This is a genomic window from Thomasclavelia sp., assembly GCF_017889095.1.
Lineage (GTDB): Bacteria > Bacillota_I > Bacilli_A > Erysipelotrichales > Coprobacillaceae > Thomasclavelia.
Genome location: NZ_JAGHEW010000073.1, coordinates 1 through 13,113, shown reverse-complemented (window position 1 = coordinate 13,113; position 13,113 = coordinate 1). Strand labels below are relative to the sequence as shown.

At 28.1% G+C, this 13,113-nt stretch carries 13 protein-coding genes; 4 read left to right on the top strand and 9 right to left on the bottom strand.

Annotated elements, in window-relative coordinates; all coding sequences use genetic code 11:
* The 3 genes from J7M77_RS03255 to J7M77_RS03245 all read right to left on the bottom strand — a co-directional run.
* Positions 1 to 590, bottom strand: a 590-nt coding sequence (locus J7M77_RS03255) for a YitT family protein (RefSeq protein WP_296875953.1), incomplete at its 3' end; no start/stop codon positions are given.
* A gap of 312 nt (positions 591 to 902) precedes the next feature.
* Positions 903 to 1,079, bottom strand: coding sequence for a hypothetical protein (locus J7M77_RS16825; RefSeq protein ID WP_367236718.1), 177 nt, complete (start codon positions 1,077 to 1,079; stop codon positions 903 to 905).
* A 534-nt stretch (positions 1,080 to 1,613) separates the two neighbouring features.
* Positions 1,614 to 2,456 carry a YhjD/YihY/BrkB family envelope integrity protein gene (locus tag J7M77_RS03245; protein WP_296875951.1) on the bottom strand — a complete coding sequence of 281 codons (843 nt, stop codon included), beginning with the start codon at positions 2,454 to 2,456 and terminating at the stop codon, positions 1,614 to 1,616.
* Positions 2,457 to 2,618: 162 nt separating this feature from the next.
* Here J7M77_RS03245 and J7M77_RS03240 point away from each other — a divergent pair, with 162 nt between their 5' ends.
* The 4 genes from J7M77_RS03240 to rfbB all read left to right on the top strand — a co-directional run bounded on the left by J7M77_RS03240 (position 2,619) and on the right by rfbB (position 6,431).
* A complete protein-coding gene (locus tag J7M77_RS03240; protein ID WP_296875949.1) occupies positions 2,619 to 3,782 on the top strand; it encodes a MerR family transcriptional regulator in 1,164 nt (387 codons plus the stop codon).
* A 154-nt stretch (positions 3,783 to 3,936) separates the two neighbouring features.
* Positions 3,937 to 4,818 carry a glucose-1-phosphate thymidylyltransferase RfbA gene (rfbA, locus tag J7M77_RS03235; protein WP_296875947.1) on the top strand — a complete coding sequence of 294 codons (882 nt, stop codon included), beginning with the start codon at positions 3,937 to 3,939 and terminating at the stop codon, positions 4,816 to 4,818.
* A gap of 11 nt (positions 4,819 to 4,829) precedes the next feature.
* On the top strand, positions 4,830 to 5,405 hold the full coding sequence (gene rfbC / locus J7M77_RS03230; RefSeq protein ID WP_296875945.1) for a dTDP-4-dehydrorhamnose 3,5-epimerase: 576 nt from the start codon (positions 4,830 to 4,832) through the stop codon (positions 5,403 to 5,405).
* A complete protein-coding gene (gene rfbB, locus J7M77_RS03225) occupies positions 5,406 to 6,431 on the top strand; it encodes a dTDP-glucose 4,6-dehydratase (protein WP_296875942.1) in 1,026 nt (341 codons plus the stop codon).
* Positions 6,432 to 6,509: 78 nt separating this feature from the next.
* Here rfbB and J7M77_RS03220 read toward each other — a convergent pair whose 3' ends face one another.
* From J7M77_RS03220 to J7M77_RS03195, 6 genes are all read right to left on the bottom strand, one after another.
* Positions 6,510 to 8,027: a L,D-transpeptidase family protein gene (locus J7M77_RS03220; protein ID WP_296875941.1), complete on the bottom strand. Its 1,518-nt coding sequence runs from the start codon at positions 8,025 to 8,027 to the stop codon at positions 6,510 to 6,512.
* Positions 8,028 to 8,208: 181 nt separating this feature from the next.
* Positions 8,209 to 8,394, bottom strand: coding sequence for a hypothetical protein (locus J7M77_RS03215; RefSeq protein WP_296875939.1), 186 nt, complete (start codon positions 8,392 to 8,394; stop codon positions 8,209 to 8,211).
* Positions 8,395 to 8,442: 48 nt separating this feature from the next.
* Entirely contained in the window at positions 8,443 to 8,862 is a 420-nt protein-coding gene (locus tag J7M77_RS03210) for a hypothetical protein (protein WP_296875938.1), read from the bottom strand.
* Positions 8,837 to 10,066: a BTAD domain-containing putative transcriptional regulator gene (locus J7M77_RS03205; RefSeq protein WP_296875936.1), complete on the bottom strand. Its 1,230-nt coding sequence runs from the start codon at positions 10,064 to 10,066 to the stop codon at positions 8,837 to 8,839. Before J7M77_RS03205 ends, J7M77_RS03210 begins: the two co-directional genes overlap by 26 nt.
* 535 nt (positions 10,067 to 10,601) lie before the next feature.
* Positions 10,602 to 11,207, bottom strand: a complete 606-nt coding sequence (locus tag J7M77_RS03200) for a signal peptide protein (RefSeq protein WP_296875933.1) — start codon at positions 11,205 to 11,207, stop codon at positions 10,602 to 10,604.
* A gap of 2 nt (positions 11,208 to 11,209) precedes the next feature.
* Positions 11,210 to 13,113 (bottom strand): DUF5979 domain-containing protein (locus J7M77_RS03195; RefSeq protein WP_296875931.1); only part of this gene is annotated, 1,904 nt, incomplete at its 5' end.

Here is a 13,113-nt window from a genome sequence, read left to right as displayed (position 1 = left end):
TGCATTTGGGCTTTACCAATAACTAAGACTTTATCTAAGACCACAGTATAAATCAATACTAATAAAATCCCATAAAACACCATTTCCCTATCTCTAATCACCATTTGTCCTAGTAAAATAATAAAATCAAAGCCATACATACTTACCGATACGGGTATTCCTAATTTCTTATTTAAAATTAATGGCGGAATATCCATTCCTCCAGTACTTGCACCACAACGTATTACAATTCCAATTGCCGCTCCTATCATCAATCCTGCTAAAATAACGCATAACAATGTATCATTGCTCATTATTTCGTTTTTAAAAATACTTTGTAATATTCCTAGGATAAACGGATAGTAAAAAGAACTAATTAAAGTTGTTAAAGCAAACTTTTTACCCAAAACTTTCCATCCTAAAATAAACATAGTAATATTAAATAAATAAACAAAAATAGTAACAGAAAAACCAGTAGTTGCATTTACTAATAATGCCATCCCCGTAGTTCCTCCGGTTATTAAATTATTGGGTAATACAAACATAGTAATCCCTAAAGCATAAACAGTATTTCCCAATAGTATTCCAAGTATATTTTTAATATCTTTCATTGTCCCACTCTTTCTTTAAATATTCTTTACTATTTTAATCTATTATTTCTCTATTTACAAATAAAAAGAAATATTTTATATTTCCCAGGAAATTTTATCAATTGATAACAAGTATATACTTTAACAAACACATTTTATCCTAAATTAATATTCATTTAATTAATCAAAAAATAGCTTAATTATAAGCTGCAACGATTAAACTATTTTTCTTCTTCCAATTTTGTGCTGCTTCCAGTTTTATTTCAAGCAGTTCTCTTTTCCATGTTTTCTCCAGTTCATAAAAAAAATTCTCAAGCAAACTAATGTCATCATCTATGTCATATTTTCAAGTGCTTCATAATAATATTTTATATCCTCATCATAAATAATTACTGGCGAGATATCATTAATCATATTCAAATAATTTAATATTGTTCTTCCTACTCTTTCATTACTGATAATAAAAAGATGAATATTTTCGAACCAATCACGAAAATAGACTGTAACCATATACCAATTATCTTCATTTACAACAATTTCATTTATTTCTTTTACTAACTCGATAATATCTTCTTCAACTTCATCAGGATAAGAACCTACTTCGTTTTTTCCAGTAACATAACCATGCTTTTTAAATTCACCAGGCCAATTACCTCGTTCATATCGTCTTTCATCATAAGCTCCTTTTACTAATTCAAGATCTATTTTTTTATAAGATCAACACTTAATTTTTCTTTATTAATTATCTTATCATGTAAATACAAATAACATATTTTTTGATTTTGAATTGCAAATAAGTTTTTTTATCACCTCTAAAATTTGTTACTTCCCCATTTTCAAATACTTTTCTTGTATCAATAATATAATTATCAAAATTATGTACTAACTTGATATATTATGCTATAACATGATTCAAATTAGTACAAAAAAACTTTTCCTTATCATTTTGAGCAGCCTTTTTTAGACTGCTTTTAAAACAAAATTTCATAAAAAATAGAGATATATTAATATACATCTCTATAAACATTATAATATTTTCTATTATCACATCAAATCATGCTGTTTTTTCATTTCGATAATTAATCGTTTCATATGGGCTTCAAACATTACATACATACCAATAAAAATCATTTCAGCAACCAGTGAACATGAAATCATTACTACGACAATCGATGCTAGTGGACCATATACTGATGTATAATCAGCCATACCAAAATAAAACTCTAGACATGTAAGTAAGATCAGCATCAACAAACTTGCTACTCCAGCTCCTTTGACGATATCAAAAATATGAACATGGGCATCAGGAATAATTTTATATAATAAAAATAAAATCACAAAAAAGACAATAAATAAATACAAATCCCCTAATACAAAAACACCACTTAAATCAACGAAATAACTAATTACTGGTAAAATTGTTAATAAAGATATTATTAATAACAACAATACAAATACCGCAATTGTTTTTAAGATCATCAAAATTTGTTCCACAATTACATTTCGCTCATGTGCTGAAGGAAATAAATTTTTAGAAATACCATAAAGCTGATTGATTCCTCGACTAACTACAAATAAAGACATACAAATAACAAAAATTGACGAAAATGTAATATGCGTTGATTTCAATGATCCAACGATTACACTGGCAAATTCAGGGGTTAAATACGCCTGAAGCATTTCTTCAAAAACCGTTAAATCAACATTTAATAGTGAAGCAAAAAAAGCACATAATGAACAAATTGGGATAATCGACATAATCAAATAATAAGAAAAACAAAGCCCCGCATTTTTATTTACCTTATAACGATAATCTAATAACCGGTTATTAATTCGATCATAAATTTTAAAACCAATTTTTTTTAATTTTTCGATTGTTTCTTTCATATTCCCCACCTTACCTTATATAATATAAATATGCTTTATTTACTCTATTATACAAAAGTATCTTTTTTTATACAATTTTATTTAATAAAATCTTCATAATTTCTTAATCTTTTCTTTTAAATTAACTTTGAAAAATACTTTTAACCCCATTATAATAAAACTATGGAAAAATTATACTCAACTGGTGAATTTGCGAAAATGGCAGGAGTCACCCTTAGAACAATTAGATATTACGATAAAATCGGTTTATTAAAACCTGCCAAAATATTAAAAAACGGTTATCGCCGTTATTGTAATCAAGACTTAATTACGCTTCAAAGAATCTTATCTTTAAAAGAATTAGGTTTTTCATTAGAAGAAATCTATCCCTTGATCCAAGATAATGATCAAGACAGTTTTTTACGATCAATTCAAATGCAAACTAATTTGATCGATCAAAAAATCAAACACTTAACCAATTTAAAAGACTCTTTAAAAGCTACAGAACGCTTAATTAGTAAAAATAATATCGCTTGGGATAAGATTATCGAATTAATTAAATTATCATCAATAGATGAAAGTATCGTCAATCATTATATGAATGCTAAAAACTTAGAAGCTCGAATCAAATTACATGATTTATTTTCTACTAATCAAGAAGGCTGGTTTCCCTGGTTATTTAAACAAATTGATTTTTCAACTGTTTACAAATTATTAGAAATTGGCTGCGGTAACGGTAAACTTTGGGAAAATAATCACTATAGCTTACGTAACCGGGAAATTTTTTTATCAGATAATTCTGAAGGCATGGTTAATGAATTAAAAAATAAACTTGGTAATGTTTACAACTATTTAGTCATTGATTGTCAAAATATTCCTTTTAAAAACAATTATTTTGATACTATTATCGCCAATCACGTCTTGTTTTATCTAAAAGATTTAAATCAGGGACTTTTAGAAATATCCCGAGTCCTAAAATCACGAGGTACTTTTTATTGTACAACTTATAGTAAAAAACACCTCCAGGAAATTACACAGTTAGTTAAAAATTTTGATTCACGAATCAATCTATCTAGTGAACCGTTACCTGACTATTTTGGCTTAGAAAATGGTAAAGAGATTCTTTCTCGCTATTTTAATTTTGTAGAACTTAAAAAATATCATGATTCTTTATTAATCACCAAATCACAGCCACTGATTGATTATATTTTAAGCTGTCATGGTAATCAAAATGATTATTTAGCTAATCGAATCAAAGAATTCAAACAATATATTGATAATTTAATCAAAGAATCTAATGGTATCCATATTACCAAAGATTCGGGATTGTTTATTTGTACGAAGTAAAATTGTTATTTAATAACAGTTTACTTCTTTTTATTTTAGCTTTTTATTTCTTGGAAATAATATTTTTATGATTAAACCGATATTTTTCAAACAATCACTTGACCCTAACGTTACGTTAGGGTTTAATATATAAGAGAATATAAGGAGGCTTTTTATGAAAGGTATCGTATTAGCAGGAGGATCAGGAACTAGATTATATCCTCTAACGCAAGTAACAAGTAAACAATTATTACCAATTTATGACAAACCAATGATTTATTATCCATTAAGTATCTTAATGGAAGCAGGAATTAAAGATATTTTAATTATCTCTACACCTGATGATACACCAAGATTCGAAGAACTTTTAGGTGATGGTAGTCAATTTGGTATTTCATTACAGTACAAAGTCCAACCTTCACCTGATGGATTAGCTCAAGCATTTATTTTAGGTGAAGAATTTATTGATGGTGATGCATGTGCAATGATTTTAGGAGATAATATCTTCCATGGTCATGGTTTAAGCAAACGTCTAAGAGCAGCAGCTAATAAAATTAGCGGAGCAACTGTTTTTGGATATTATGTTGATGATCCTGAAAGATTTGGGGTCGTTGAATTTGATGAAAATGGTCGTGCTGTTTCTTTAGAAGAAAAACCAGCTAAACCTAAATCTAATTATGCTGTAACTGGTTTATATTTCTATGACAAAAATGTTGTTGATTATGCTAAAAGCATTAAACCAAGTGCTCGTGGTGAGTTAGAAATTACTGATTTAAATAAAATCTATCTTGATAATGGCAACTTAGATGTAACTTTATTAGGTCAAGGATTTACTTGGCTAGATACAGGAACTCATGAAAGCTTAGTTGATGCCACTAACTTTGTTAAAACTGTTGAAACTCATCAAAATCGTAAAATTGCTTGTCTTGAAGAAATTGCTTATAATAATGGCTGGATTTCTAAGGATCAGCTAAATACATCTTATGAACTGTATAAGAAAAACCAATATGGTAAATACTTAAAAGATGTATTAGATGGTAAATTTATTGATCAATAAGGAGTGAAAAAATGAAAGTAATTGAAACAGAAATACCTGGAGTATTAATTGTAGAAACCGATGTTTTTGGTGATCATCGCGGATATTTTACGGAAACATATTCTAAACCAAAATATGAAAAATTAGGAATTACTGTTGATTTTGTTCAAGATAATATGTCTTTTAGCGCTCAAAAGGGAACTTTAAGAGGATTACATTGGCAAAATCCACCGTATGCTCAATCAAAATTAGTAAGCTGCACTAAAGGAAAAGTAATTGATGTTGCAGTTGATATTCGTAAAGGCAGCCCAACTTATGGTAAATGGGTTTCTGTTGAATTAAGTGCTGAAAATCATCGTCAATTCTTTATTCCTCAAGGATTTGCTCATGGATTTTTAACATTAACTGAAGATGTTGAATTTAGATATAAAGTCGATAACGTTTACAACAAAGAATCTGAAGGTGGTATGCGTTATGACGACCCTACTTGTAATGTTGACTGGGGTAAATTATTAGATGGAATTGAACCAGTATTAAGTGATAAAGATAAAACTGGTCCAACTTTAGAAGAATCAAACAATCAATTTGTATATAAAGGAGATAAATAAATGAAAATTTTAGTAACAGGTGGTGCAGGATTTATTGGGGGAAACTTTGTACATTACATGGTTAATACTTACCCTGATGATATGATCGTTAACTTAGATTTATTAACTTATGCTGGTAACTTAGAAACTTGTAAACCAGTTGAAGATAAACCTAACTATAAGTTTGTTAAAGGTGATATTGCTGATCGTAAATTCATCTTTGATTTATTTGAAAAAGAAAAATTTGATGTTGTTGTTAACTTTGCAGCTGAATCTCATGTTGATCGAAGCATTACAGATCCCGAAATCTTTGTTAAAACAAATGTTATGGGAACTACTACTTTATTAGATGCTGCTAAAGAATTTGGTGTTAAAAGATATCATCAAGTATCTACTGATGAAGTTTATGGTGATTTACCATTAGATCGTCCTGATTTATTCTTTACAGAAACAACACCATTACATACATCTAGTCCATATAGTTCTTCAAAAGCTTCTGCAGATTTATTTGTATTAGCTTATCATCGTACTTATGGTTTACCAGTAACTATTTCTAGATGTTCAAATAACTATGGGCCATATCATTTCCCTGAAAAACTAATTCCATTAATGATTTCAAGAGCTTTAGCTGATGAAGAATTACCAGTTTATGGAAAAGGTGATAATGTTCGTGACTGGTTACATGTATATGATCACTGTGTTGCAATCGACTTAATTATTAGAAACGGACGCGTTGGTGAAGTTTATAATGTTGGTGGTCATAACGAAAGAACTAACTTAGAAGTTGTTAAAACTATTTTAAAAGCCTTAGATAAACCAGAAACATTAATTAAATTTGTTGAAGATCGTAAAGGTCATGACCGTCGTTATGCTATCGATCCAACTAAATTAGAAACAGAACTTGGATGGAAACCAAAATATAACTTTGATACCGGTATTCAACAAACTATTCAATGGTATTTAGATAACAAAGACTGGTGGCAAAATATTTTATCTGGTGAATATCAAAATTATTTTGAAAAAATGTATGCTGGAAAAGTAAAATAGTAAAATAAAAATGAGTTTAACTGCGGTTAAGCTCATTTTTTATAACATATTAAAAGAAAGGCTTTACGCCTTTCCTTATTAGTAATGAATAAATACCGGATCATCAAGATTAATTAATTCATATAATTTTTTAGCATCACTTTCTTGTAAATTCAAGCAGCCATGTGATCCTTTTGTTTTATATAACTCTGGTGTCCATTTACCCCAATCACTACGATCTAAAGCATGATATCCCGTTCCGGTCCACATGATTCTAATCCAGTATTTTACTGGTGTTTCATAATCTTCACCAACTAATACTTTTTCTGGTTTCTTTTCTTTAATATACCATACACCTGTTCTTGTGATACGATCTTGTTTTTCAGTTGGTAACCCACTGACACAAATACAGCTATAAGCTAGTTCACCATTGCGATAAACATATACTCTTTGCTCTGTTAAGTCAATTTCACTATAGTTTTTAGTATCCCAGTCATTTTCAAAGTTTTCATAGTCTTTTTTGTAACCTTCATTTGAATAAATTGGCTCTAATTCAACCGTCAGTGCTTTTTTATTTTTCTTACTAGGATCACTAATATAATCATTTACTAAAGAAATATCGGTTGCTTCGGTAATTTTTCCATATACTTGTTCAACGATCTTATCATAATCAAGACGCCATCCATAGTCTCCACCAGATATTTTGATTTTGTTTCCAGAATGAGTCGTAAAGTTTCTTTCTTTACCTACTGTTTTATATTTTAAGCAAAAAGCTTCGATCCATTCTTCCATTGCTTCTTTATCTAAAACCACTTCACCAGCATCATTAGTACTCAACCAATCTTTAATATCATTAGGAGTCATTGTTTCCGTAGTTTTTTCGCCCATATCCCAAGTAATCCAGTTTAATAGATAAGTATTATATGTATTCAACATTTCTTGTAATTTATCTTCATCTAGATTAGCAGTTGGCTGTTTATAGGCTAATGAAGTTTCATCTAGCTCTAATTTTGTTTTAATATTTTTTAATGATGTTGCCACTAGTTCGTTTAATTTATCAATATCGATTTGATTTCCTACTGTTGCTTCAACGATCTTACCACTTTTGGTATCTTCATCATAAGTTATATAAGCATTAGTAGATGCTACAATTGGCTTTTTATCTGTACCGATCATTAAATCTGAATTATTGATTAAATTATTTAATGCATCTTGATTATAGCTGACATTCACTTCTAGATCATGATCATGATTTCCTAAAAAACCAAACAAGCTGCGATTACTTTTATGATCTTCAAAATCTTCTTTTAAACTAGCTTCGTAATCAACTGCTAATTCAATATCCGTTCCTTTTACAGATAACGATAATAGATCTTTTCCAACTATCTCCAATGAGTAATTTTTTAATGCTTTATCAAGTTCCGTCTTACTTTCTTCATAAGTCATATTAGAAACATCAATGCCATTGATTTCAGTATTAGGATACCAGCGATTTCCATAATAAACATTAACAAATATTAACAATAAAATAATAGCTGCCAGTAAGCCAATTATAATTTTAATATGACTTCTAAGCTTTAATTTTTTTAACTTTAATAACTGCTCATTTATCTTCAAGTAAATCTCTCCTTACTAACTTAAACCTTAATTCTAGTCAATTATAGCACAAAAATCCAATGTTTCAATTATTTATCACCATTAACAAAAAAAACACTATTCATCAATAGATTATCACAAATTTTTAGCCATTATTTTAATAAAATAAAAATCTGATTAATTGACAAGCAATACCTATGCTTTAATCAGATTTATTACAAACAGTCTTTTCATTTACAACAGCTGAATCAATTAGTTTTATGAGTTCTAATGCACTTCTAAAATTTATACATTGATTTTTTTGGACCCATAATAATGATCCTTGCCATGTTTCATTTTGAGTATTTTTTATATCAATAATAAATGTTATTTTTTTATTGTCAATCATGCTTCGACCTCCTTTACCGTAATATAACACAATACAGTTATATATCGGTTATAGATAGTCTTGCATCAAGAATTCAATAAGTTTTAGATCACTATTGAATTTTTTAATAATTTGGCCAGCTTCATTTTTTACAATTCCCTGCCATGAAGTATGTTGTCTAGATGTTACAATGATATCATAAGTTTTTAATTTTCCTTTTTTTAAAGCAAATAAATCTAAATTATATTTAACTTCTAATTTTTTATTATTTTTGTTTAAATCATCTTGATTAAAACTTCTTTTTGTTTGATATGCTTTAGGATAATCATTATGATCAAACACTTGATCGACCATTAACACCATTTCTGTCAAATCATTAAAATTGATTTTTTGTTTAAGTAGCAAGGAATAAACACGCCCACTCCAGTGGCTATCATTAATTGTATCTATACATAACCGAAAACTATTTAATGCACGCCGCCTTGCCATTTATTTCTCCTTCTAATAGTTTAATTTCATCAATTTTGGAATTAATCGTAATTCTTTGGTATTTGTCAGCCTGATAGAAATTCTTAACAATTCTCTCAACAACTCTTCTAGCGTTTTCGTCAGTACAATCAGGTAATAAGATCAAATATTGGTAATTAGAATATTTAGTAAACGTATCACCAACTCTTAAAGTAGATAAAATTGTTTGATTTAATAATGATGAGGTACTTTCAATTATCGCCTCAATTATTTCTTTATTGCGTTTTAAATGCTCTTTTACATCAATTGTCAGTAAAACAATATATTCACTAAAACCTCGTCGCATGGCTTTTCTTACTTCAAGCTGATAGATCTTTTTAAACGTTTCGTATGAACATTGAAAAGCCCCTGAAATATCTTCTTCAATCAAGTTTTGTTGAATTTCACCAAAAGTAACTTCCTTAACCCTTTGGCTAGTGATTATTTCGCTATATAGCTCTTGTAATTCTTCATTAGGATTAATACCTAGTTCATCGTATAAAAACTTCTCAATAGCTAAATAATGCTGTTTAGCGATAGCGATTTTGTTTTGACTTACTAGCGATCTTAGTAAATAATAATGCAGATTTTCATTTAATCCATCATAATTTAAAGCTTCTGTACTTAATTTTTCAATTAAATCATATTTTTTATTTTTCAAATATTCTTTAAGTAAATATGTAACTGCAGTTAAATACTCTGATTCTAAATACGTAGACGTAATCATTACCCATTGTTCTTCACTTAACATTGGTAAAAAAGACCCTTGATAACAATTAAGTGCTTGTTCAAATAAAATATCCCGCTGGCTAAGATCCATTTCATCTTCTGCTTCATTAATTAAACTATCAAAAATATCAATATCTAATCTTACTTCTATATCTGGATTAATAAAATAAGTTGAATTCCCGGAAACTACTAAACTTACATCATCGAAGTATTTTTTTAAAGTTGTTCTAAGACGATATACCAGCGCCTTTAAAGCATTAGCAGGATTACTTGAACTATCATCTGGAAACATAACTGTCAAAATTTCCTGACTACTTAATTTAACTCGATAATTTTTCAACAAATAAGCTAATAACTTAGCATTCTTTAAAGAACCAATATCCTCATAGCTCATAACTTTTTCATTATTAAGTACTATTTTAAATTGGCCTAAAAAATATACATCTAACTTGTGCATTATAGGTTTTCCTCCTTAAAAAAGATATTCAAAATTCAATTAACACAGATTCTCTTTAAATAAAAAAATCGTAAGCAAATAATGCTTATATGATTTAGATAAAAAACATTATTAAAATGTGTTAATACTTTCAAATAAAATTTATTACTAGAGCTATAAGTTTTTTAATTAACTATAAAAATATTCATATTCCTATTATGCAACTTACAAGTTTATCTTAAAAAATACCATTTCCCTTAAATATCACTAATCCCAAATAACACTTTAAAACTTAATAACTCACTCTCCAATTATTGATAACTACAATAAATCGGAGGCTATTTTATCATACAATTATTTTAATATCTTCTCATCAATAATTATAATAATCACATAAATTTATATAATTTGCTTTGATTATACGTTTTTCTTGTCACAAATCAGTCACACGTAATAAATATTCTAAAGGTTTATAATTAAACCACTATCTTTCAATCTCAAAAAAAGCCATGAATCAAATTCATGACTTTAATCTAGATTTTATATTGATCAACAATTAATTATTCAAAGAAGTATCTAAGCGGCCATTATCATACAAATCCCAAATAATTTTAGCATTATCAGGATTTTCTTTTGCACTAATAAATGTTCCATCAGCTTTATAGACAATGGCTTGGACTGATTCTTGATATACATTAATTGCAAGATCATTGATAATATCTTTATATTCATCTTTAACTGAACCATCTTCTTGTGTTAAACCAACAATATGTGTAAATAATGGTGTAGTTTTAGAATTATTACCAGCTTTTAAGATACCCTTGTAATAATAATATCCATCTTCTCCTTTAGTCCAAGTTTCGTTATTCCATCCTTTTATCATATCCTGAATATCTTTTATCTCAGGCGATACTGTTACTCTAACTCTTACTAAACAATCATTTTTACCAGTATTAACAATTACTGGTTCTTTTTTTATTTTAGTTCCAATAGTTTCAATTTCTTCTTCAATTTTAGTAGTAACATCACCAACAGTAAATGTATTAGTTAAAGCTGGCGTATTTGCATGTAAGAAAGCCAATGATGTAAGACTCCCAATTGCAAATACAAGAGTTACAATAAAGACTAGCTTAATTTTTTTACTTTTCAAAAACTTCTTCATCCTTAATTCCCTCCTATACTACTTTCATCTCTACTATCACTGTATCGAGGAGTAATTGTCACTTTACCACCTTCGATCGTAAATTTATTTTCTACCATATCTGTATGTGAAAAATTATCATCATAAATTAATTTATTGTAGAATGTCACTTTATTTTCACCAGTTGAAGTTAAAGTAATTGACTTAGCATCCTTTACTATACTTTCAAATTTATCATCACACTGCTCGTATCTTATAGTAGGTAATTCTTCAACTGTATATTTTCCAATTGGTAAATCTTTTATTGTAATTTCTTTTTCAAGCTTATTTTCATTTGTAAATCTAATTGATTTATACATTACACTATCATCTGGACAAGTAATCTTAAAAGTAAAGATTGGATCACCATTAGTTAAATCAACCTTATTAATTTTCTTTTCAATCTTTAAATCTACTTTTCTTGTATTTGTAACAGTAATAGTATTATTAGTTAATTTACCTACTGTTACAATATACTTGCTGGTCATGTTATCTTTAACTTCTTCATCACCAATTTTAGTTTCCATTACTGTATACACGTTTTCAATATATTGACCATCTTCATTAATAGAATAGTATTCTAAGTTTTCAAAAATATGTTGCCAGTTGTTTTCACCTGTTATTTTAATTTCTTTACCTTCAACTTTTCCATTTTTATATAACTGAACTGTAATACTGTCTGGTCTATCATTGGAATTATTATCATCCCATTTCTTTTCAAATGTTATACTTCGATTCCGGTTTGAATTAATTTTATTTTCAACGTTAATTTCAACTGATTTGCCATCAATAATCTTCCCAGAAATTTTTTTATCAGTAGATAGATTTTCTACTTTATCTTTCGTTGTACTTGAAATAGAATATGACGGAACATAGGCAGTATCTTCTAATAATGCTTCTTCAATTTCAAAAGTAGTTCCATACGGTAATCCATCAATTGATATTGAATCATCTTTTTTTAAACTAATAATGCCATTATTAGTTTGTAAAGGTGTACCATTTTTATAATAATTTCCATTAAATTCAAGACCATTTAATTTTACTTTAAATTGATATTCTTGATCAGCTAATAAGTCTTCGCTGCTACTTTCTATCAATTTTGTCATTTTCAAACTAGCTGTATTTTTAATTTTATTAGTAAATTTAACAGACCTATTTTTCCACACATTTATAGGACCTGTAGTAAATCCTGGTGAAATATTTCCGTCATCATCTTTCCATGTAACTTCACCAAAAGAGGTACTTACCTCATATCCATCTTTCAAATAAACACCAGTTTCAGTAACTTCATAAGTTTGATTATCGAGATAACCAGGAAATACAGCATATTCATCATTTTTTAATTTGAATTTTCCATTACTATCTGTTTTACAATCAGCCTTAATTAAAGTTTGGTTTTTATAAAGAGAATATGCAGTTTCTTTTAAAGTTGTATCATTTTTCTTAATTTCAAATTCATATTCAATATCTGAAATACCTACATACTTTCCAGTTGCATCAACCACTTCTTTTGCTACAACAACAGAAGAAGCCGGAATCGTTGGTAAGTTAAAATTCAAACTACAATTAGAAGCGTTATTTCCTCTTTCAAGATAATAGAATTTAATATTATGTGAAGAATAATTTTTAAAATCGCTATCTTTATTAAAAATGCTTTTATACATATTGTAACTTGAACTATATGAAGAAGAATCTCCATTCCCTTTTACTTTAACTTCTCCAGTATTAAAATTAATAGATCCATATATTACATTATGAATTCCCCCTAAATCTAATACTAATTTGTTATCAATAAATACCCAAACATCATCATCGCCAGTAAACTCAAAAGTCATATCTTTCCCGTTTACTTGTCCATTTTTAGGCATTATAAAATCTGTTTCCATTG